This window comes from Psychromonas sp. SP041 (genome assembly GCF_000470315.2).
GTDB lineage: Bacteria > Pseudomonadota > Gammaproteobacteria > Enterobacterales > Psychromonadaceae > Psychromonas.
This window is the reverse complement of the sequence record NZ_CBRF02000029.1, coordinates 15,451-37,785: the sequence shown is the minus strand read 5'-3', so window position 1 is coordinate 37,785 and position 22,335 is coordinate 15,451. Positions and strand designations below refer to the sequence as shown.

Below are 22,335 nucleotides of genomic sequence, written 5' to 3'. Positions count from 1 at the left end.
ATTCATTGCTTGGGAAAGCTCAACGGTGGAGAATTGTGGCCGCGTTGAGTAATATTTTATTATCTACAGAAAACTCAATTCCGTGTTTCTGCCGTAAATATAGAATTTTTCCGCCTTTCCACATGAGAAAGGTTTTATGTTTTTATTTAATTGATTGATTTAATGCTTTATTACACTAAAGTAACCTCTAATTTATCAAATTAAACTATTCCGTATTTCCGCCGTAAATACGGAATAATTAGGCTTAGTTACACTGTTATACCTTAATTAGGAGATAATAATTGTTCGAGATATTAAAAGATCTCTTTGTATATTTTGAAGGTAACGTTATTTTAATGGGATTATGTGCATTTTTGGGCGCTATAGCGACTAAACGCATTGAAACCAAAGAAACTACAAAACTCAAAGAATTGGTCGACTCAAAGTTGTCAGTATTAGCTGCTCAAAATGAGCCAGTTGTTCACATTAATCGAGAGCAAGCTGAATTCGAATTTTCTCGTTACCGCAAAATATGGGAGGCTACAAGTGAAATTTCTTCATTGATGTCCTCTGCCATTAAAAGAGTAAATGATCCTGAAAAATTGTACTTAACTTTCCAAACTCTTCATGAAATGCGTTGTGATTTAGGCGCTCTTACGAATAATGTTTATCCATTTATCGATAATGAAGTTTATGAAAGTGCTCTAACTTGTCATAAGTCATCTTTCAAATTGATGCAATTATTAGCAACGGGTGACAGTATCAAATCGACTGACCAACTAGCCGAAGTAGCAAAAAGAGAGTTTGACCAAATATCAGTTAATTATCACTATCACTCTAAGAAATTAGCTCAAGCGATTAAGTTGAGGCTTGATTCTATGTCTGCACTAGAAACACAGCCATAATCAGATAGCCGGAGGTATCTAACCTCCAGCCCCCACACCACCCTGCATGCGGCTCCGCACAGGGCGGTTCATCTTATGATGAATAGTGAATATTAATCCACAAATCCTTTAATGAGATCAAACCTTGTCTGGCTAAAAACGCATTACTGATAGCTAAATTGATCCCTTTATTTTTCGAACTAACTTCAATGAATGCCTGTCCAAAACTTTTGCGATATGTCTCTCACCTGCAGGATTTCCACCGTAAATATTGCAACGCCCCACGCTTTGAGATGATTAAAAATTCACAAGTGAACTATATCTCTTTGTTTTATAGATAAATGAACGTAAAGTGATAATAATATTTTAATCATTAACTCTTGTCGTTTTTCCACCGTTAAAATGTCATTTTGTGAGTTAATAAAGCTGTTATAAAAATAAGGATATTTGATGACCGATGAAGTGCTGTACCAAAAAGGAAAGTATAAACTAACAAATGAAAGTTTTAGTTATCAGGGGCATACAGAAAACCTAAAAAACATTGCAGATTTAGAAGTTGTTGAAGCTCAATTTAAGCAAAAGTGTATTGCAGGTTTAACATTAAGTTTTTGGGGGCTTGTATTCTCTTTTATGCCTGGCTTTTTGTTTACGGTATTATTTTCCATCTCTGGCGTTGAGAATGCACAAGAATATATAAGCGCTAGTTGTATGCTTTTATTTTTCTTTTTAGGTTTTATGTTACGCGCAAAATATACACTTTTTATAACTAAGATATCTGGTAATCGTGGTTCAATAGATAAAAATAGAAAGTCTAGAGAAGACTTTGATGAGTTAATCAATCAAGTTAAAAATGCGATATTCACACATTGCTAAAATTTGTATAATCGGGTAGCCGGAGGTATCTAACCTCCAGCCCACACCACCCTGCATGCGGCTCCGCACAGGGCGGTTCATCTTATGATGAGTAGTAAATATTAATCCACAAATCCTTTAATGACATCAAACCTTGTCTGGCTAAAAACGCATTACTGATCGCTATATTGATCCCTTTATTTTTCGAACTAACTTCAATGAATGGCTGTCCAAAATTTTTGTGATATGTCTCTCACCTGCAGTATTTCCACCGTAAATATTGCAACGTCCCACGCTTTTAGATGATTAAAAATTCACAAGCAAACTATATCTCTTTGTTTTATCGATAAACCAACGTAAAGTAATAATAATATTTTAATCATTAACTCTTGTCGTTTTTCCATCGTTAAAATGACATTTTGTGAGTTAATAAAGCTGTTATACAAATAAGGATATTTGATGACCGATGAAGTGCTGTACCAAAAAGGAAAGTATAAACTAACAAATGAAAGTTTTAGTTATCAGGGGCATACAGAAAACCTAAAAAACATTGCAGATTTAGAAGTTGTTGAAGCTCAATTTAAGCAAAAGTGTATTGCAGGTTTAACATTAAGTTTTTGGGGGCTTGTATTCTCTTTTATGCCTGGCTTTTTGTTTACGGTATTATTTTCCATCTCTGGCGTTGAGAATGCACAAGAATATATAAGCGCTAGTTGTATGCTTTTATTTTTCTTTTTAGGTTTTATGTTACGCGCAAAATATACACTTTTTATAACTAAGATATCTGGTAATCGTGGTTCAATAGATAAAAATAGAAAGTCTAGAGAAGACTTTGATGAGTTAATCAATCAAGTTAAAAATGCGATATTCACACATTGTTAAAATTTGTATAATCGGGTAACCGGAGGTATCTAACCTCCAGCCCACACCACCCTGCATGCGGCTCCGCACAGGGCGGTTCATCTTATGATGAATAGTGAATATTAATCTACAAATCCTTTAATGATATCAAACCTTGTCTGGCTAAAAACGCATTACTGATCTCTATATTGATCCCTTTATTTTTCGAACTAATTTCAATGAATGGCTATCCAAAAATTTTGTGATATGTCTCTCACCTGCAGTATTTCCACCGTAAATATTGCAACGTCCTACGCTTTTAGATGATTAAAAATTCACAAGTGAACTATATCTCTTTGTTTTATCGATAAACCAACGTAAAGTAATAATGATATTTTAATCATTAACTCTTGTCGTTTTTCCACCGTTAAAATGACATTTTGTGAGTTAATAAAGCTGTTAGGTGAATATGCGTTTAAATCAACCTTCTGATGCAAATTTTATTGAAATCATGTCTTGGTTTTCGACCGAGGAAGAATTAAGTATTTGGTCTGGACCTGGTTTTAGATATCCATTTGATTTAAGTTCTTTTAAGAGTGACTTAAAACTTGATTCACTAAAGTCATTCTCTCTGGTTTCGGTTGAAGGAAATTTATTGGCATTTGGGCAATATTATCTAAGACTTGATAAGTGTCATCTTGGTCGATTAATTGTTAACCCTAATTTTCGCGGGCAAGGTATCGCTTCCCACTTAATACAAAAGTTGGGTGTTCTGGGTAAAACAGAGTTAAAAACTGATTCATGCTCACTATTTGTATTAGGGCACAATAAAAGTGCAATTCAAGCTTATACAAAACTTGGCTTTTTTATGGCTGATTATCCGGAAGAAATTCCACTGGAAAACTGTTTCTATATGGTACAAGTATAAATTCACCTAATCGGATAGCCGGAGGTATCTAACCTCCAGCCCCCACACCAACCTGCATGCGGCTCCGCACAGGAAGGTTCATCTTATGATTAATAGTGAATATTAATCCACAAATCCTTTAATGATATCAAACCTTGTCTGGCTAAAAACGCATTACTGATCGCTATATTGATCCCTTTGGTTTTCGAACTAACTTCAATGAATGGCAGTCCAAAACTTTTTTGATATCTCTCTCACCTGCAGTATTTCCACCGTAAATATTGCAACATCCCACGTTTTTAGATGATTAGAAATTCACAAGTGAACTATATCTCTTTGTTTTATAGATAAATGAACGTAAAGTAATAATAATATTTTAATCATTAACTCTTGTCGTTTTTTCACCGTTAAAATGACATTTTGTGAGTTAATAAAGCTGTTAGCCGTCTTTATAGGTTCATCATTTTAAAATAGGAGATGTATATGGATATAAATAATATTTTAACTTTTATAGCAGTAGCCACATTACTTGTTGTTTCACCTGGACCTAACGGGTTCCTTATAGCAAAAACTGTTCCTGTTTCAGGTAGGAAAGCAGGTTTTGCTAATATATGGGGATTCGTAGCAGCATTTTATGTGCATGGCACTCTATCAATTTTTGGTATTTCTGTGCTATTAGTTCAATCTGCTCAAGCATTTTTTATCTTTAAAATGTTAGGTGCGGCTTACTTAATTTGGATTGGTATTAAAGCGATTATTGGTGCTTTCAAGCAAACTGAAAGCTCTACTGAAAATACTCATCAAAGCTTCAGCAAAAACACTTCAATGCGCATAGCCTTTTTTGAAGGTTTTCTAACCAATGTATTAAACCCCAAAGTATCAATGTTTTATTTAGCTGCATTTCCACAATTTATGCCTGCAAGTGAAACAGCACTCAGTGCATATACTCTAGTTACTACTCATGCAATTGTTAATTTTTTATGGTTTTCAATGATGATTATAATGCTTTCAAAAGTTAAAGGCATTACAAGTGGAGCAAAGTTTAAAGTGTGGTTAAACTCAATTACAGGAGTCGTTTTTATTGCTTTTGGCTCAAAACTAGCTTTCATAAAAAACGGCTAATCGGGTAGCCGGAGGTATCTAACCTCCAGCCCCCACACCAATAAAATTTTGGAAATAAAGTGTTGGACAGTCACTTTATAAGCCCAGTCTTATCAATTAGTTAACAATACAACGCGAAACTCAACGTGGCAGCGACAACTCTCCCGTTGAGTTTTTCTGAATCAATTGCTGACTTCAGCAAGCTTAAGGCATGGAGCGAATTATGCGACAGCATAGTGCAATGAGCGGGCTAAGCTCTGCGTGCCCTTAGCCGTTGCTAGCTAATTTCGAGACATAAGTGTTGGACAGCCACTTTATAAGCCCAACCTTATCAATTAGTTAACAATACAACGCGAAACTCAACGTGGCAGCGACAACTCTCCCGTTGATTTTTTTCTGAATCAATTACTGACTTCAGCAAGCTTAAGGCATGGATGCCGTTGCTAGTTCAGCTCGGCGCATGGACGCGCCGTATGAACGGTGCGTTTAGAAGGCAGTAATTTATTCAGATTAAAAAATGAATTGGGAGCCAGTCTTTTTGCTTACTTTATTCTTCTGGTAAGAAAAAGTATGTCGCCGACAGGGCGAAAACACTGTTGATCAATATAATAATGCCCTGACGAGCGTAGACGAACTAAAGTAAACCTAAACAGTGCTAAAGAGAAACCAAAAAAACCAGATCCTGACGGATTCAGTCTATCCACCGAAAAGTGTTGGACAGTCACTTTATAAATTTAATTATATCAATTAGTTAACAATATAATACGAAACTCAATGTGGCTGCGACAACTCTCCCGTTGAGTTTTTCTGAATCAATTGTTGACTTCAGCAAGTAAAGGCATAGAGCTAATTATGGGACAGCATAATACAATGAGCGAGCTAACCTCTGCGTGCCCTTTGCCGTTGCTAGCTTATTTCGATACATGGATGTCGAGTATGAGCGATGGGTTTAGATATATTTCAACAAGATAAAATTGAAGCAGCGACAATAACAGAAGCAATTAAGATAGATAGTTTAGCCTTTAACCGCTTTGTTACTGACTTCTTATTTGCCAAATAATCCTATCATTCTAGGCATAAAACAGAACAATAAAACTAAAAAAGCTCACCGGAGTGAGCTTTTAATTCAGCTTAGCTGCTTGGATTATTGGCTTGCTGAGCTTGTTGTAGTTTTAAAGCCTGCTGTTGTAATTTGTTTTGAATATTATTCAGGTCAATTAACGCATATTTATATTCAATAAAATCTTTCACATTAGTTGCTGCACTTAGTTTTAAGTAATAGATACCTTTCGTTAAGTTATCATTATTCATATACCAGTGAGCTAAGTAATAATAAGCTTCACATAAACGCTGCGCTAGTTCTTCATTAGACTTAATACCATTTCCAATGTTATCGAAAAAGTCTCTTTCAGAGATGTCACCATTCATTACACCAACAATGGCCCAAGCAAAACGGTTATCTTCTTCTGTTGCTTGTGCGGTTTCTAATTGTTGTTCTGCTGCTTTTAAATCAACATGAGAGTTAATAATATAACGCCATAATGAACGATATGGGTCACTTTTATCTAGCTCATAGAAGTGTTCGATATCTGCCTGTGCACCGTCGTAACGATTGACTAACGATAAGCCAATAGCGCGATGTAGATAACTATAATCCATCTGGTCTGACAGCTCTATTGCAGAGTCAAAGGCATCAAAGGCTTCATCATAAGCTTCGCCCATTAACAAATAAACACCTAATGAGTTGTATGATGCAGCCAGTGTTGGATCAAGACTGATTGATTGCGTAAAGTCGTAACGGCTATTTGCATTAAGCCCCATTCTGTCGTAAATCAAACCACGTTCGTATAATAATATCGCTCGTTGTTTATCATCGACTTTGCTTTTATCAGCAATCAATTGATTGATGCGTAAAAGTTTAACTTCATCTTGGTAGGAAACTTGGATTGGTGTCGCAAGAGGAAAGACAGAACTGCCATAGCCGGTAGCAGCTAATGTATAGCTTTCATTTTGACTTTGATTATTTGAACACGCAGTAAGAGTGACAAAAGAGAGGACTATAAGTAACTTATTATATGATAATCGCATGATTTAACCCTTCTAGACAAGAGTTTCAAGAGTGTACTATATCTATGATAATGTAAAGTTTTAGCAATTCGTTTAACTAATTAATCGACAGTTGAAGCCAAAAAAGAACTTAAATTGACATTGCTGATGACTATCAACAAAAAAGCACTGCGATGCAGTGCTTTATAAGATGAGAATGTGCTAAGGATTGATAGTTACATCAATGGATCTTGATCAGCACCTTCTTTTTCAATTACTTCAGGGATCATGTGTTCACGTTCAACACCTAGGCGAATCGCTAATGCACTCGCAACATAGATAGATGAATAAGTACCAACGAAGATACCAATGAGTAATGCCGTAGCAAAACCGTGAATCAACTCACCGCCAACAACAAACAATGAAACTAATACAAAAATAGTCGTACCCGACGTAATAATTGTTCTGCTTAAGGTTTGTGTTAACGATTTATCTACAATCTCTTCAGGCGTTAAATTAGGCATTGAACGAAAGTTTTCACGAATACGGTCAAATACAACGATTGTATCGTTTAACGAGTAACCGACAACGGCAAGTAACGCCGCTAAAACCGTTAAATCGAATTCGATTTGAAATAACGAAAACACACCTAACGTAATAATAATATCATGCGCCAAAGCTAACACTGAACCGGTTGCTAAACGCCACTCAAAGCGCATGCTCACATAAAGCATGATACAAATAAGCGCGATGATAATAGCAATACCACCATTCTCTGCTAATTCAGCACCTACATTAGGACCAACAAACTCAATTCGGCGCATATCAACATTGCCAAAATCAGCGGCTGTTAAAGCATCTAGTATTTGATTACCAATGACTTGTCCTTTAACGCCTTCACGAGGTGCTAAACGTACCATCACTTCATGGCTTGTACCAAAATGCTGTACTACTGCATCAGAGAAGTTAGCTGCAGTTAATGTTTCACGTACTTCTGTTAGGTTTGCAGGTTGTTCAAATCCAACTTCGATTAACGTACCGCCGGTGAAATCTAACCCCCAGTTTAGCCAATTAATACTCAAAGACCCTAAAGAGATAACCAATAACAACATTGATAACCAGGTTGCAGGTTTTGAATATTTCATGAAGCTAATAGTATGCTTCGACTTAATTAATTCCAACATAGTTAACCCTGCTTAGATTGAAAGTTTTTTAATGTCATTACGTCCACCCCACAGTGCATTAACAATCGCACGTGTGCCGAAGATAGAAGTAAACATTGAAGTTAAAATACCAAGTGCAAGCGTTACTGCAAAACCCTTAATTGGGCCAGTACCAACTGCGAACAAGATAACCGCGGTAATAAAGGTAGTAATATTCGCATCAGCAATCGTTGATAATGCATTTGAGTAACCTTCATTAATTGAACGCTGAATTGATTTACCAGCATTTAATTCTTCACGGATACGTTCAAATATCAATACGTTGGCATCAACTGCCATACCAATTGTTAATACGATACCTGCAATACCCGGTAGCGTTAAGGTCGCACCAGGAATCAACGACATTAAACCAACAATCATTACGATGTTGAATAGTAATGCGGTATTCGCTACTACACCAAACTTACGGTAATAAACAAACATAAACAGAACAACCGCTAATAAACCATAAACCATGGCTTTAATACCGTTGTCGATGTTTTGTTGACCTAAGCTTGGGCCAATAGTGCGTTCTTCTACAATTTGAATCGGTGCTGTTAGTGCACCTGCACGTAATAATAGCGCTAAGTTATGTGCTTCAGCAGTGTTATCTAAACCAGTGATACGGAAGCTACGTCCTAACTGTGCTTGAATCGTTGCAACATTCGCAACCTCAATACGTTTTTCAGTTTCAGATTTACCGTTTGCTTTCTTTTTACCCGTTGGTAAATATTCAATAAACAATGTTGCCATTGGTTTACCGATATTGTTTTTAGTGAAGCGCGACATTTTACTGCCACCTTGCGAGTCTAAAGAGATGTTTACTTGTGCACGGCCATACTCATCAGCACTCGATTGTGCATCAACAATATGATTACCCGTTAAGATGATTTTTTTCTTAACAACAACCGGTTGACCATCACGCTCTTTATAAAGTGCAGAAGAAGCGGGAACGCGCCCTGCTAATGCATCAGACACATCAGTATCAGAGTCAACAGCATGGAATTCTAACGTTGCCGTTGCACCTAAGATCTCTTTAGCACGAGCAGTATCTTGAATACCCGGCAGTTCAACAACGATACGGTCAGTACCTTGACGCTGTACTAATGGTTCAGCAACACCAAGTTCATTAACACGGTTACGTAAAATGCTTAAGTTTTGTTGTAGTGCATCTTCTTTTGCTGTTTTTAACTTTTCTGCAGTCATGCTGATAGTTAAGTAGAAAGAGCCACTTGTTTCTTTTTCGTCAAATGTAAAACCAGGATTAATCGGTTTCAAATAATCAACAGCACTGTCTAGAATTTCTTGCGACGTAAAACGTAGTATGACACCCGTTTCTGTAGACGCTTTTTCGATACCACGGTAACGAATTTTTTGTTCTCTTAAATCAGCTCGTAAGTCTTGAACCATTTGTTCTTGTTCTTTACTGATCGCTTCTTCCATATCCACTTCCATTAAGAAATGAACACCACCACGAAGGTCAAGACCTAGTTTTAATGGGCTACCGCCAATCGCTTCTAACCAAGCAGGGGTTGCGGCTGCTAAGTTTAATGCCGTAACAAAACCATCGCCTATTTGTGCGCTGATTGTTTCACGTGCAATTAATTGTTCTTCACTTGAAGACAGTCTTACTAAAATTTGACCGTTTTCTAGCACAGTTGATTTTGGTGAGATATTCGCTTGCTTAAGGATGTCTTGTACTTTATCTAAAGTAGATAGTTCAACAGTAGCACCACGAGTAGCAGAAACTTGTACAGCAGGATCTTCGCCATACAGATTTGGAGCGGCATAAACTAAAGTAAATAAAACTATGAACCCTAGTAGTAGATACTTCCAAAGAGGGTATTTATTTAACACGATAATGTCCTTTATTTGACGCTAAAGGTAATAAAAATACCTTCACTACTTAATTAAAAAACGATTAAGCGATGAAGGTATATCAAAAAGGCAGGATAACCTGCCTTTTTTATTTAGATTGATTTAAGCGTACCTTTTGGTAGTACCGCTGTAATAAAATCTTTTTTGATTAGAATAATGTTATTTTCGTTTAATTCTACTTGAACATATTCACTATCAGCACTAATTTTAGCAACACGACCAATCAAACCGCCTGTTGTTAACACTTCATCATTTTTACCAATGTTATCCATTAGGTTTTTATGTTCTTTTGTACGACGCGCCTGAGGGCGGTAAATCATAAAGTAGAAAATAGCTGCAAAAACAACTAACATAAAAATCATTTGCATGCCGCCGCCGTCAGCTGAAGCGCCTTCTGCTGCTGCGTGTGCTTGAGAGATAAATAAACTCATGTTATATCCTTTATTGTATAAAAATTAAACTATCTATAAATTATCTAATAGTATGGTAATAGTATTGTGTTATCAATTATTTAGAACTGGTTTTTCTTTTCCAATTCGTTTGTAAAACAAATCAACAAACTCGTCTAATGTACCTGCTGAAATCGCATCACGCAAACCTTTCATCAAACGTTGGTAATAACGTAAGTTATGGATCGTGTTTAAGCGAGCTCCAAGGATTTCTCCACATTTGTCAAGGTGATATAAGTATGCACGTGTATAATTTTTACAAGTGTAACAATCACATTCTGCATCTAACGGGCTGGTATCTTCACGATGTCTTGCATTACGAATTTTAACAACGCCATCAGTCGTAAATAAGTGTCCATTTCGCGCATTACGCGTTGGCATAACACAGTCAAACATATCAACACCACGACGAACGCCTTCCACCAAATCTTCTGGTTTACCAACACCCATTAAGTAACGTGGTTTGTCTGCTGGAATTTTAGTAGTGACATGATCTAATATGCGATGCATGTCTTCTTTAGGCTCACCAACAGCCAGACCACCAATCGCATAACCATCAAAGCCGATTTTCTCTAACCCTGCTAATGACACATCACGAAGATGTTCATAACAACCACCTTGAATAATACCAAATAAAGCATTTGGGTTTTCTTGTTCGTTAAATCGATTACGGCTACGTTCAGCCCAGCGCAAAGAAAGTTTCATCGAGATATCCGCTTCTTGTTCTGTCGCTGGGTAAGGCGTACATTCATCAAAAATCATCACGATATCAGATCCAAGATCGTATTGAATTTCCATTGAAATTTCCGGCGATAAAAATACTTCATCACCATTAACAGGGCTTCTAAAATAAACGCCTTCTTCTTTGATTTTACGCATTTTACCTAGGCTGAATACTTGGAAACCGCCAGAGTCAGTTAAAATTGGACCTTTCCAGTTCATGAAGTCATGTAAGTCACCATGTTGTTTAATGACGTTTTGTCCTGGGCGTAACCAAAGATGGAAGGTATTGCCTAATAAAATTTCAGCACCGGTTGCATCAACTTCTTCAGGTGTCATCCCTTTTACCGTCCCGTAAGTACCTACAGGCATAAAGGCAGGCGTTTCAACCGTTCCACGGTCAAAGGTTAAACGACCACGACGAGCGCGACCATCAGTTGTTATTAATTCGTATTTCATGGTTTTCCTTATCAGAGAAACAGTCTGATTTCTTTATTGAACAATTATTAAAGCTAATTAAATGATGTCGATTGATCTTCATCAACTCTTTAGGCTTTATATTCTACTTTACTTAAATTAACTATTTAAATTATTAATTTTAAACAGATTTTAAATTAGTTTGAGATTTAATACTTTTCAAATTAAATGATTAATTTTAAAAGATTTTAAATTAGTTTGAGACTTAATACTTTTAAAATACTGCTTATATCGCAGTCTAATTTGTTTTTTTAGTTAAAAACATGGCATCGCCGTAACTAAAGAAACGGTATTTTTTCTCAATGGCAGTTTGGTAAGCATGATCAATATTTGCTTTGCCTGAGAAAGCACTTACCAGCATCAACAAGGTTGATTCTGATAAATGGAAATTCGTGATCATTGCATCAACCAGTTGGAACTCATACCCTGGGTAAATAAAGATACTGGTTTCTGAAAAGAAAGGCGCTAATTCAAGGCCTTTTGCTAAGCTAACACTAGCCGCACTTTCAATAGATCGTACCGAGGTAGTTCCTACTGCAATAACACGCCCGCCTGCCGCTCTGGTTGCAGTGATTTTATCAACTACTTCTTGAGAGACTTCTGCATACTCACTGTGCATTTGATGATCGAGTATATTATCTACTTTAACTGGCTGGAAAGTACCCGCACCAACATGTAAAGTAACAAAAGCAAAATCAGTTCCTTTAGCGGTGAGCTTATCTAAAATTATTTGGTCAAAATGTAAACCAGCCGTTGGTGCAGCGACTGCACCAGGGTTTTTATTATAAACGGTTTGGTAACGCTCTTTATCAGCATCTTCGTCAGGTCTATCAATATATGGCGGTAACGGCATGTGACCAATACGTTCTAAGATTTGTAAGACGGTTTCTTCGCTATCGACTTTGATTTCAAATAATGGACCTTGGCGTTGAACCATCTCCGCATTGACATCATTTTCAAGCAGTAATTTACAACCAGGCTTAGGTGATTTAGAACTACGTACATGTGCAAGGAAGCTTTTTTCATCTAATACACGTTCGACGAGTACTTCAATTTTGCCACCGGTTTCTTTGGTGCCAAATAAACGCGCAGGGATAACACGCGTATCATTGAAAACAAGTAGATCATTTGGATTTACTAAATCAATTATATCGGTGAAGTTTAAATGACTTAATTCACCAGAATTAGCCTCTAATGAAAGTAAGCGACTATTCGTACGTTCTGGCATTGGGTAACGCGCAATCAATTCTTCAGGAAGGTGAAAAGAAAAATCAGCAACTTTCATGTAACAGTTCCACTCAATAAAACGCGCAGTATACCTGATGCTATATAGGCTGCAAAGGTTTCTCGATAAAATGAAAAAAGCCTAGATAAATAAATTTATCTAGGCTTTTTATAAGAGACGCTTTAAATAACCTATTAACCGTTATTCAATTAAAGAATTAATCTCTTCTTCAGTCGCATGGCGGACATCAATCCCTTTCACTAAATATACAATTTGTTCACAAATATTTTGACATCTGTCACCAATACGTTCAATTGCTCGTGCTGAGGCTAAAACGTTAAGTACAAACGGTACTGAACGAGGATCTTCCATCATAAACGTCATTAGCTCACGTAAAATACTTTCGTATTGACGATTTACTTTTTTGTCTTCGTTATGTACTGCAATAGCTGCATGAAGATCTAAGCGAGTAAAGGCATCTAACGCATTATGCAACATTTTCATTGTGATCTGCCCCATATTCTCTAGGCCGATTAACGATGGTACTTTTTTACCGTGATTTTCGATAACTGTTTTAGCAATCGCAGTAATACTGTCGCCTACTCGTTCAAGTTCAGTCACCGTTTTCATGATCGTTAAAATTAAACGTAGATCTGACGCAGCTGGCTGGCGCTTCGCAATAATACGCGAACAATCTTGATCTACTTTGGTTTCGAATTCATTGACTTCGTTGTCTTTAATAATAACTTTACGTGCTAGCTCTAAGTCATTTTCAGCCATAGCAGATAATGCATCTGCTAATTGTTGTTCTATCAGCCCGCCCATTTGCATAACTTGGTTACGCACACTTTCAAGCTCATTATTAAATTGCCCTGAAATATGACGGTTTAAATTTAAGTTTTCCATTTTATTTCCTTATTTAACCGTAACGGCCAGTAATGTAATCTTCTGTCTGTTTTTGTTTTGGAGACGTGAATAAGGTATTAGTATCTGAATATTCAATTAATTTACCCATATACATAAAGGCAGTTTGATCTGATACTCGAGCCGCTTGTTGCATATTATGTGTCACGATAACAACCGTGAATTTTTTCTTCAGTTCAGTGATCAATTCTTCAATCGTTAACGTTGAGATTGGATCCAACGCCGAGGTAGGTTCATCTAATAATAACACTTCAGGGCCAATGGCAATGGCACGTGCAATCACCAAACGTTGTTGCTGACCACCAGAAAGACCAAAGGCATTATCATGTAATCGATCTTTTACTTCATTCCACAAAGCAGCACCACGCAGTGATGTTTCACAGGCTTCATCTAATGTGCGTCTGTCATTAATACCTTGTAGACGTAACCCATACACGACATTTTCATAAATAGACTTAGGGAAAGGATTCGGACGTTGAAATACCATCCCGATACGACGACGTAACGAAGCAACATCAACTGACTTATCATAGATGTTAATACCTTGTAGTTCGATATTCCCATCAACACGACAAATTTCCACTAAATCATTCATTCGATTGATACAACGTAGTAACGTTGATTTACCACAACCAGATGGACCGATGAAAGCCGTCACTTTACCTTTAGGTATCTTCATCGATACATTATGTAAGGCTTGCTTATCACCGTAGAATAAGTCTAAGTTTTTAATTTCTAATGCCGTATTTTCAGCAGTTAGCTCACTTAAATCAGCACCTTTCGGATTTATATTTGAAAAATCAATCATTGTCTTTCCTAATCTTTATTCGCGCACACTGAGGTGCGCGGATTTATAATATTCAATTCGTAATATGTCACTTTTAACATATAGCGTTATATTAGTGCTCTAGTGCTCGGTACTTTTCACGTAAGTTATTACGAATAGCAATGGCTGCTAAATTCAAACCAATAATAACGGTAACTAATAAAAACGAGGTTGCATAAACCAATGGACGTGCTGCTTCAACATTTGGACTTTGGAAACCAACATCATAGATATGGAAACCTAAATGCATAAACTTACGGTCTAAATGTAAGAACGGGAAGTTTCCATCAACGGGCAATGTCGGTGCAATTTTCACCACTCCGACCAGCATTAACGGGGCCACTTCACCAGCTGCACGTGCAACGGCTAAAATCAAACCAGTCATAATAGCAGGACTTGCCATTGGAATAACAATTCGCCATAACGTTTCTGACTTTGTTGCGCCTAATGCTAATGAACCTTCACGTAAGGTACTTGGTATACGGCTTAACCCTTCTTCCGTCGATACAATAACCACTGGCAAGGTTAAAATAGCCAATGTTAACGCTGACCACAACACACCAGGTGAACCAAATGTCGGTGATGGTAATGCTTCAGGGTAAAGTAACTGATCGATACTGCCACCTAGAATATAAACAAAGAAACCTAAACCAAATACACCATAAACAATAGACGGTACGCCAGATAGATTGATTACAGCGATACGAATAAATTTAGTAATGTTATTTTTACCTGCATATTCATGCAAATAAATAGCAGCAACCACACCAAATGGCGTCACAATCACAGCCATTAACATCACCATAAATACAGTACCGAAAATAGCAGGAAATACACCACCCTCTGTATTGGCTTCACGTGGGTCGCTACTGACAAATTTATAAACTTGATGGAACCAATGCCCTACTTTTTGCATAAAGTTCATATCATTGGGTTGATAGAAATCTAAGATATAAGATAACGGCATCGTCACTAAACGCCCTGTCATATCTTTCACTACCACACTGTCACGCTTTGCTTGGTCACGGTAACCGAATAGTTCGTTTTCTAACCCTAAGTATTCGGCACGTAACGCATCACTGCTTGCTTTAAACTCAGTAATCTTTTGCTCTGTTAACTCACCATCGAGTTCTAATTTACGTTGTTTTAAGCGAATACGATCTAAATCATTGTTAATGCGACCGATATCACCCGTTAGTAAGCCATGCTCCTTATCACGAAACTCAAGGGCACGAGCAAGGCGACCATTTAATTCATTAAGTAAATCACTTTTAGTGATATTGAGCTTATTTTCACCTTCGATGATTGAATCAATATAGCCATAAAAATTACCATTTTTAGTTCTTTCAAAAACAACAACGTCGTGGGCAACTTTCTTCCCTTTAATAATCGTTTCTAAAATCCATTGGAAATCTAAATCAACATATTCACGGTTACCCGTTTTAATTAAAAAACGTTCTAATGATTCAGGATAGTCTTCTAATCCCGTCACACCACCATCAATTAACTGTTGTTTTAACACATGTTCTTGGTCATAAATTTCACCAATTAACACTGACTGTTGACCTTGCTCATTTTGCATTGAGAATTCATACACTGTCGCAGGCCAAAAGAAGCTTAACCCTCTCCAACCAATCAGTAGAAATAACCCAATAACTGCAATCAAACTCAAACTTACAGCACCACCTGTCATCCAAATCCACGGTGTGCCTGATTTAAACCATTTACCCATAATAACTAACTCCTATTTATAGGCTTGAATATTTTTCACGCAAACGCTGACGTATAAACTCAGCAATGGTGTTGAAGAAGAAGGTAAAGAGAAACAACACAAATGCAGCGAGGAATAAGACTCGGTAATGTGAACTGCCTACTTCCGATTCCGGCATTTCCACTGCAATATTTGCTGATAGAGAACGCATCCCTTCGAAGATGTTCCAATCCATGATTGGTGTATTACCTGTCGCCATTAATACAATCATCGTTTCACCAACCGCCCGTCCCATGCCCATCATGACAGCAGAGAAAATACCTGGGCTAGCCGTTAAAATAACGACCTTAGCGAGTGTTTGCCAACGTGTTGCACCTAATGCTAATGACCCCATGGTTAAACTCTTAGGTACACTAAATATGGCATCTTCAGCAATTGAGAAAATAGTTGGAATAACCGCGAACCCCATTGCGATACCAACAATTAACGAGTTACGTTGGTCAAAATTAATACCTAACTCATTGGTTAAGTACATACGGGTATCACCATTAAATAACCAAATTTCAAGTGTTTCACTGAATGCCATCGAAAAGTAACCAGTAGCAATAAGAATTGGCAATAATACTAATGGCAATACACCTTCGCTTACTTTTTCACTTAATGATGTTGGTAAGTTAGTCCAAATGATAGCGGCAACGAGTACACTAGCCGGCAGGCTTATCAATAATAAGATAATCCCTGGTAATTGATTTTCAACAATCGGTGCTAACCATAAACCTGCTAAGAACCCTAAAATAACCGTCGGTAATGCTTCCATTATTTCAACAGTTGGTTTGATATAGGTTCTGATACTTGGTGCCATAAAATACGCAGTATAAATAGCGGCTGAGATAGAAATGGGTACAGCAAATAACATCGCGTAAAAAGCGGCTTTGATTGTGCCAAATGAAATAGGAACAAGACTCATTTTAGCTTCAAAATCATCACTCGCAGAAGTTGATTGCCAAACATATTGTGGTTCAGGATATCCTTCATACCAAACTTCTTGCCATAACGCAGACCACGTTATTTCAGGATGTTCATTATCAACGTGATAAAGTTTAATCACATCTTTATCAGCAACCAAAATAGCATTAGCACGAGGAGAGATAGCAATCACTAAAGAGCCAACTTTAGAAATCGACTCAGTTAATAGTTCTGTTTCACCCGTAGAATGGAAGATAGATAAATCGCCAGCTTTGGTTGTTGTTAAGAAACCTTTACGGAAAAACTCCGGGACAATACTTGTGACTTCCGCTGGTGCTTTAAAGTCACGGATATAAGTAAACTCGCGTTTATTTTCACTGAGCACTTCAAACCACTGGCTTATAACACCATTCTCATTAGCGACTAATAATGAACTAGCCCCCGTCAGTAATTGCACATCATTAACATTACTACCTGTAGCATTAATTTTAAATACTGATGAAATATGGATATCGTCACTCTCAGAGATATCGTAGACCAGTAAATCATTACCACTGCGTACAAATAACTTACTTAGGTTTGGTGTTAACAGCAACTGATCAACTTTATTAGGAAATGAAGGTAACTTGAACTTCTCTTGTTGCCAAACAACCTCATCAGTCATGAAGTCTTCTTCTGCAGTTAAGAGAAGAAACACACCTTCTCCATTACTTTTAACAGCAGCAATACCTGCATATTCTGAATTCATTTCAAATGACAAATGAGTTAACGCTTGTTTATCTTCAGAAACAACAAAACGTTCTTCACCTAGTGGAAAACTAACCTCTGGTGTAATTAATCGTTTATCGTTTGGATAAGAAGTGACAAAACTAGGTTTAATAACTTTCACTTCACCACTATTATTGGCTAAAGCAAACATACCGTTCACTGGCATCGTTTTAGTTATATTATGTGTCTCTGTAAATGCTTGATACTTAAGAAGCGACTTACCTAAGTCATCCTCTCTTAAAGAATAAAAACTTAATAAACCTTGGTCGTCCATCTGATAAGCAACTTCATTCTGCTCATCTATACCCAAAGCATAAATCGGTGTTGAATCTTGACGTTGAAAAGATTGTTTTTGTTCAATACTAACAGGTGCAAAAATGGGTAAAACAACATATAAAAGATACCCAAAAATTAATAACAAAGTGACTAACACTGACGTGCCGCCTATTGTTACACCATATTTAACTAATTTATCCTTAACTACTCGCTTTTTATTCGCTTGCAGCGTGGTCGCTAAATCACGTTCCATTTACTATCTCCAACATAATTGATGAAAAGATTATAGGACTCTTTTATGACAGTAATATTACAGCTGTCATAATAGTGATATTTAGGATGTTCGAGCAGATAGAGTTAAGGACCTAATGATATTAATGATATTAATGATATTAATGATATTAATGATATTAATGATATTAATGATATTAATGATATGTAAAAATGATCAACTTGGGGGAGTTAAAACAATCCATTGGGTATAAATAATTAAGGGAAAATACAATAAGGTTAATGACAAATAATCAGAATTTGAATAAGCGCGAATATTAAGATGGGTTTAAAGAATAATTAAAGCAAATTTCAGATCAAAAAAAAGGAGACAAAATGCCTCCTTCTTCAATACTGTTAATCAATAATGATTAAGCTAGCGCTTTTTTTGCAACTTCTACTAAATGAGCAAATGTTGCTTTATCAAATACAGCTATGTCAGCTAGGATCTTACGATCGATTTCAACAGAAGCCTTTTTAAGACCATTGATGAAACGGCTGTAAGATAATCCGCTAATACGAGATGCAGCGTTAATACGTGCAATCCATAGTTGACGGAACTGACGTTTACGTTGACGACGGTCACGGTAAGCGTATTGACCAGCTTTAGTTACTGCTTGAACCGCTACGCGATAAACACGTGAACGAGCTCCGTAATAACCTTTAGCTTGTTTTAAGACTTTTTTATGGCGTGCACGAGCTTGTACACCGCGTTTTACTCTTGGCATTTTATATATTCCTTACTTAAGCGAATGGTAACATTCTGTTAATACTAGGTACGTCTACTTTAGCTACCATGCTTTGAGCACGTAGATGGCGTTTACGTTTAGTAGATTTCTTAGTAAGGATATGACGTAAGTGAGATTGCTTACGTTTAAAACCACCAGAAGCAGTCTTTTTAAAGCGCTTTGCAGCACCTTTGTTAGATTTCATTTTAGGCATTGCGAACTCCGCATTGTTAAAATTTAAATTAAACCAGTAAGGCGAGTAAATAGTGCGAATATTTTCATACTCGCACATCAATACTACTTTATGCCTTAGCTAGCACGTTTAGGGCCAAGTACCATCACCATTTGACGACCTTCCAGTTTAGGGAAAGATTCGACAGTAGAGATTTCAACTAAATCGTTTTTAACGCGATTTAATAATTCCATCCCAAGTGATTGATGCGCCATTTCACGACCACGAAAACGTAGCGTTACTTTGGCTTTGTTACCCTCTTCAAGAAAGCGAGTCAGGCTGCGTAGTTTTACCTGATAATCGCCATCATCAGTCCCAGGACGGAATTTTATTTCCTTCAACTGAACCTGTTTCTGATTCTTCCGTTGTTCTTTAACGGATTTACTCTTTTCAAAGAGAAATTTGCCATAGTTCATGATGCGACAAACTGGCGGCTCAGCATTTGGACTAATTTCAACTAAATCCAAATCTGCGTCAAATGCCATATTTTTTGCTTCTTCTAAAGAAACAATACCAACTGGCTTGCCTTCTGAATCAGAAAGACGTACTTCAGTACCAGTTATTTCATCGTTTAAACGATGTTTATTGCCCGTTTGCGGGGCTTTTTTTGCACCTTTTATAACAAATTCCTCCAAGTTATTTATGAACGTGTGATGATTTCTTGTTTTACATAGTCAATGAAATTATCAACCTGCATCTTACCAAGGTCATCACCCTTACGAGTTCTTACTGCTACTTCGTTTGCTTCGACCTCTTGGTCTCCGATAACTAATAAGTAAGGAACACGCTTTAATGTATGCTCGCGGATTTTAAAGCCTATCTTCTCATTTCTCAAGTCCGAAATTGCTCTAATACCCGATTTTTTCAATTTATTTACAACTTCAGTGACAAAATCCGACTGTTTATCAGTAATATTCATCACAACCACCTGTTGAGGTGATAACCAAGTTGGGTAAATACCCGCATACTCTTCAGTTAAGATACCAATGAAACGCTCTAACGAACCAAGAATAGCTCGGTGAATCATTACTGGAGTATGTCGTTCGTTGTCTTCACCAACATAAGTGGCATCTAAACGACCCGGCATTGAAAAATCTAACTGTATTGTACCACATTGCCATGCACGACCTAAACAATCATACAAAGTAAATTCTATTTTTGGACCATAGAAAGCACCTTCGCCTGGTAAATACTCAAATTTAACACCATTTTCATCTAATGCATTCGCTAAAGCTGCTTCAGATTTATCCCACGTTGCATCATCACCAACTCGTTTTTCAGGACGAGTAGATAATTTAACCACGATATCATCAAAGCCAAATGTTTTATAACATTCAAAGACCATGTTGATACAAGCAGAAACTTCTTCAAGAATTTGTGCTTCTGTACAGAATATATGTGCATCATCTTGTGTGAAACCACGAACTCGCATTAATCCATGTAATGAACCTGATGGTTCGTTACGATGACATGAGCCAAATTCAGATAAACGTAATGGTAAGTCACGGTAAGATTTCAAACCTTGATTAAAGATTTGTACATGCCCCGGACAGTTCATTGGTTTAATTGCATAGTCACGGTTTTCACTACAAGTACAGAACATACCGTCTTTGTATTTATCCCAATGACCTGATTTTTCCCATAAAGAACGATCTAAAATTTGTGGTGCTTTTACTTCTTGATAGCCGAAAGCAACCGTTTGTTCACGGATATAACTTTCAAGCTCGCGGAAGATAGTCCAACCATTTGGATGCCAGAACACCATACCTGGTGCTTCTTCTTGCATATGGTATAAATCTAATTGCTTACCGATTTTACGGTGATCGCGTTTAGCGGCTTCTTCTAAGCGTTTTAAATAAGCATTTAATTGCTTTTTATCAGCCCATGCAGTGCCGTAAATACGCTGTAACATTTTGTTGTCTGAGTCTGCGCGCCAATAAGCACCCGATACTTTCATCAATTTAAACCATTGACTAAATTTCATCATCGGTACGTGTGGACCACGACACATATCAACATATTCTTCATGATGATATAAACCAGGACGGTCGTCTTTATCGATACCTTCTAATATTTCTAACTTATAAGGTTCGTTACGTTCTTTAAATACCGCAATTGCTTCATCAACAGATACTTTCTTTTTAACCACTTGGTAATTTGTTTTTACCAACTGTTGCATGCGTTTTTCAATTTTAGCTAACTCTTCATCATTGATGGTTACATCAAGATCAATATCATAGTAAAAACCATTATCAATGGTTGGTCCTATTGCCATTTTTGCTTCTGGGTACAATTGTTTAATTGCATGACCTAACAAATGCGCACAAGAGTGACGTAATATTTCTAGACCTTCATCATCTTTATTGGTGATAATTGATACGTCTGCATCAGTTTCAATAGGATCACAAGCATCTACAAGTTGTCCGTTAACGCGACCTGCAATACAAGCTTTCGCTAAACCAGGACCGATATCTGCTGCGATATCCATAATTGAAGTAGTAGTGTCAAATTGACGTTGATTTCCATCGGGAAGAGTAATAATTGGCATGCGAATTCCTCACAGTGATGCTTCCAACCAAAAAGCATTTGTATTAATTAAAAAGAGGAGCGCATTTTACTGCATTAAGGAGCACAATAAAAGACACTAAAGGTTAATTTATTGTTACTCCTATTTATTTAATGAGGTTTAACTATCTGATGGCTCTACTTTATCGATACTTTCTGAGTTAAACACTTGCCCTTTAAATAGGTTTTGCAACACATCTTTATTGCTTGCGACATACAGCCCTAATTCTTCAAGCTGTTGATCATCTAGAGAAACAGGACTTTCACTTAAGAATAATGCGATTTGATCGGCGCTATCTAGCATCTTATCGTATGCATCGGCTTCTTTTTTACTGGTAAAGGTCATTTTCTCAACACCCTTTCTTTCTACAATGTATTTAATGATGACTGCCACGGTGGCCTCTTTTTAATTTCAAATTAAACATGGTTTTACATACAGTACTACTGCTTATGTGATAATGCAACTTTTGTCAGACTATAATTAGTTTGCTATCTTATAACCCTGTAAA

20 protein-coding genes are annotated in these 22,335 nt (G+C 37.0%); 5 read left to right on the top strand and 15 right to left on the bottom strand.

Features of this window, described 5'->3' with window-relative positions:
• The first annotated feature begins 281 nt into the window (after positions 1-281).
• From SP041_RS15200 to SP041_RS15165, 5 genes are all read left to right on the top strand, one after another.
• Positions 282-884: a hypothetical protein gene (locus SP041_RS15200; RefSeq protein WP_025565965.1), complete on the top strand. Its 603-nt coding sequence runs from the start codon at positions 282-284 to the stop codon at positions 882-884.
• 429 nt (positions 885-1,313) lie between these two features.
• A complete protein-coding gene (locus SP041_RS15190; RefSeq protein WP_025565990.1) occupies positions 1,314-1,736 on the top strand; it encodes a hypothetical protein in 423 nt (140 codons plus the stop codon).
• Positions 1,737-2,174: 438 nt separating this feature from the next.
• Positions 2,175-2,597, top strand: a complete 423-nt coding sequence (locus tag SP041_RS15180; protein WP_025565990.1) for a hypothetical protein — start codon at positions 2,175-2,177, stop codon at positions 2,595-2,597.
• Positions 2,598-3,024: 427 nt separating this feature from the next.
• Positions 3,025-3,483, top strand: a complete 459-nt coding sequence (locus SP041_RS15175) for a GNAT family N-acetyltransferase (RefSeq protein ID WP_025564785.1) — start codon at positions 3,025-3,027, stop codon at positions 3,481-3,483.
• A 462-nt stretch (positions 3,484-3,945) separates the two neighbouring features.
• Positions 3,946-4,584: a LysE family translocator gene (locus tag SP041_RS15165; RefSeq protein WP_025566204.1), complete on the top strand. Its 639-nt coding sequence runs from the start codon at positions 3,946-3,948 to the stop codon at positions 4,582-4,584.
• Between the two features lie 1,110 nt (positions 4,585-5,694).
• Here the strand turns inward: SP041_RS15165 and nlpI are convergent.
• From nlpI to SP041_RS15090, 15 genes are all read right to left on the bottom strand, one after another.
• Complete coding sequence (gene nlpI, locus SP041_RS15160) at positions 5,695-6,651, bottom strand: lipoprotein NlpI (protein ID WP_025564076.1); 957 nt, start codon at positions 6,649-6,651, stop codon at positions 5,695-5,697.
• Between the two features lie 194 nt (positions 6,652-6,845).
• Entirely contained in the window at positions 6,846-7,793 is a 948-nt protein-coding gene (gene secF, locus SP041_RS15155; RefSeq protein ID WP_025564074.1) for a protein translocase subunit SecF, read from the bottom strand.
• Between the two features lie 12 nt (positions 7,794-7,805).
• Complete coding sequence (gene secD, locus SP041_RS15150; protein ID WP_025564072.1) at positions 7,806-9,668, bottom strand: protein translocase subunit SecD; 1,863 nt, start codon at positions 9,666-9,668, stop codon at positions 7,806-7,808.
• Positions 9,669-9,781: 113 nt separating this feature from the next.
• Positions 9,782-10,120, bottom strand: a complete 339-nt coding sequence (yajC, locus tag SP041_RS15145) for a preprotein translocase subunit YajC (RefSeq protein ID WP_025564070.1) — start codon at positions 10,118-10,120, stop codon at positions 9,782-9,784.
• Between the two features lie 72 nt (positions 10,121-10,192).
• Positions 10,193-11,317 (bottom strand): tRNA guanosine(34) transglycosylase Tgt, encoded by a 1,125-nt coding sequence (tgt, locus tag SP041_RS15140; RefSeq protein ID WP_025564068.1) that lies wholly within the window; start codon positions 11,315-11,317, stop codon positions 10,193-10,195.
• Between the two features lie 256 nt (positions 11,318-11,573).
• A complete protein-coding gene (queA, locus tag SP041_RS15135) occupies positions 11,574-12,620 on the bottom strand; it encodes a tRNA preQ1(34) S-adenosylmethionine ribosyltransferase-isomerase QueA (RefSeq protein WP_025564066.1) in 1,047 nt (348 codons plus the stop codon).
• Between the two features lie 141 nt (positions 12,621-12,761).
• Positions 12,762-13,466, bottom strand: coding sequence for a phosphate signaling complex protein PhoU (phoU, locus tag SP041_RS15130; protein ID WP_025564064.1), 705 nt, complete (start codon positions 13,464-13,466; stop codon positions 12,762-12,764).
• 13 nt (positions 13,467-13,479) lie between these two features.
• Positions 13,480-14,292, bottom strand: coding sequence for a phosphate ABC transporter ATP-binding protein PstB (pstB, locus tag SP041_RS15125; protein WP_025564062.1), 813 nt, complete (start codon positions 14,290-14,292; stop codon positions 13,480-13,482).
• Positions 14,293-14,383: 91 nt separating this feature from the next.
• Entirely contained in the window at positions 14,384-16,045 is a 1,662-nt protein-coding gene (gene pstA, locus SP041_RS15120) for a phosphate ABC transporter permease PstA (protein WP_205961209.1), read from the bottom strand.
• A 13-nt stretch (positions 16,046-16,058) separates the two neighbouring features.
• Entirely contained in the window at positions 16,059-18,284 is a 2,226-nt protein-coding gene (locus tag SP041_RS15115; protein ID WP_025564058.1) for an ABC transporter permease subunit, read from the bottom strand.
• 388 nt (positions 18,285-18,672) lie between these two features.
• Positions 18,673-19,029, bottom strand: a complete 357-nt coding sequence (gene rplT, locus SP041_RS15110; RefSeq protein ID WP_025564056.1) for a 50S ribosomal protein L20 — start codon at positions 19,027-19,029, stop codon at positions 18,673-18,675.
• Positions 19,030-19,045: 16 nt separating this feature from the next.
• Positions 19,046-19,243, bottom strand: a complete 198-nt coding sequence (gene rpmI, locus SP041_RS15105) for a 50S ribosomal protein L35 (protein WP_025564055.1) — start codon at positions 19,241-19,243, stop codon at positions 19,046-19,048.
• 95 nt (positions 19,244-19,338) lie between these two features.
• Complete coding sequence (infC, locus tag SP041_RS15100) at positions 19,339-19,896, bottom strand: translation initiation factor IF-3 (protein WP_137297904.1); 558 nt, start codon at positions 19,894-19,896, stop codon at positions 19,339-19,341.
• Positions 19,897-19,901: 5 nt separating this feature from the next.
• Positions 19,902-21,809 (bottom strand): threonine--tRNA ligase, encoded by a 1,908-nt coding sequence (gene thrS / locus SP041_RS15095; protein ID WP_025564051.1) that lies wholly within the window; start codon positions 21,807-21,809, stop codon positions 19,902-19,904.
• 138 nt (positions 21,810-21,947) lie between these two features.
• Positions 21,948-22,220 carry a YebG family protein gene (locus SP041_RS15090; protein ID WP_025564049.1) on the bottom strand — a complete coding sequence of 91 codons (273 nt, stop codon included), beginning with the start codon at positions 22,218-22,220 and terminating at the stop codon, positions 21,948-21,950.
• Positions 22,221-22,335 lie beyond the last annotated feature (115 nt).

Coding starts and splice junctions, on each gene's coding strand:
- SP041_RS15190 (WP_025565990.1), top strand. CDS start 1,314: ATGACCGATGAAGTGCTGTACCAAAAAGGAAAGTATAAACTAACAAAT.
- SP041_RS15180 (WP_025565990.1), top strand. CDS start 2,175: ATGACCGATGAAGTGCTGTACCAAAAAGGAAAGTATAAACTAACAAAT.
- SP041_RS15175 (WP_025564785.1), top strand. CDS start 3,025: ATGCGTTTAAATCAACCTTCTGATGCAAATTTTATTGAAATCATGTCT.
- SP041_RS15165 (WP_025566204.1), top strand. CDS start 3,946: ATGGATATAAATAATATTTTAACTTTTATAGCAGTAGCCACATTACTT.
- nlpI (WP_025564076.1), bottom strand. CDS start 6,651: ATGCGATTATCATATAATAAGTTACTTATAGTCCTCTCTTTTGTCACT.
- secF (WP_025564074.1), bottom strand. CDS start 7,793: ATGTTGGAATTAATTAAGTCGAAGCATACTATTAGCTTCATGAAATAT.
- yajC (WP_025564070.1), bottom strand. CDS start 10,120: ATGAGTTTATTTATCTCTCAAGCACACGCAGCAGCAGAAGGCGCTTCA.
- tgt (WP_025564068.1), bottom strand. CDS start 11,317: ATGAAATACGAATTAATAACAACTGATGGTCGCGCTCGTCGTGGTCGT.
- queA (WP_025564066.1), bottom strand. CDS start 12,620: ATGAAAGTTGCTGATTTTTCTTTTCACCTTCCTGAAGAATTGATTGCG.
- phoU (WP_025564064.1), bottom strand. CDS start 13,466: ATGGAAAACTTAAATTTAAACCGTCATATTTCAGGGCAATTTAATAAT.
- pstB (WP_025564062.1), bottom strand. CDS start 14,292: ATGATTGATTTTTCAAATATAAATCCGAAAGGTGCTGATTTAAGTGAG.
- SP041_RS15115 (WP_025564058.1), bottom strand. CDS start 18,284: ATGGAACGTGATTTAGCGACCACGCTGCAAGCGAATAAAAAGCGAGTA.
- rplT (WP_025564056.1), bottom strand. CDS start 19,029: ATGCCAAGAGTAAAACGCGGTGTACAAGCTCGTGCACGCCATAAAAAA.
- rpmI (WP_025564055.1), bottom strand. CDS start 19,243: ATGCCTAAAATGAAATCTAACAAAGGTGCTGCAAAGCGCTTTAAAAAG.
- thrS (WP_025564051.1), bottom strand. CDS start 21,809: ATGCCAATTATTACTCTTCCCGATGGAAATCAACGTCAATTTGACACT.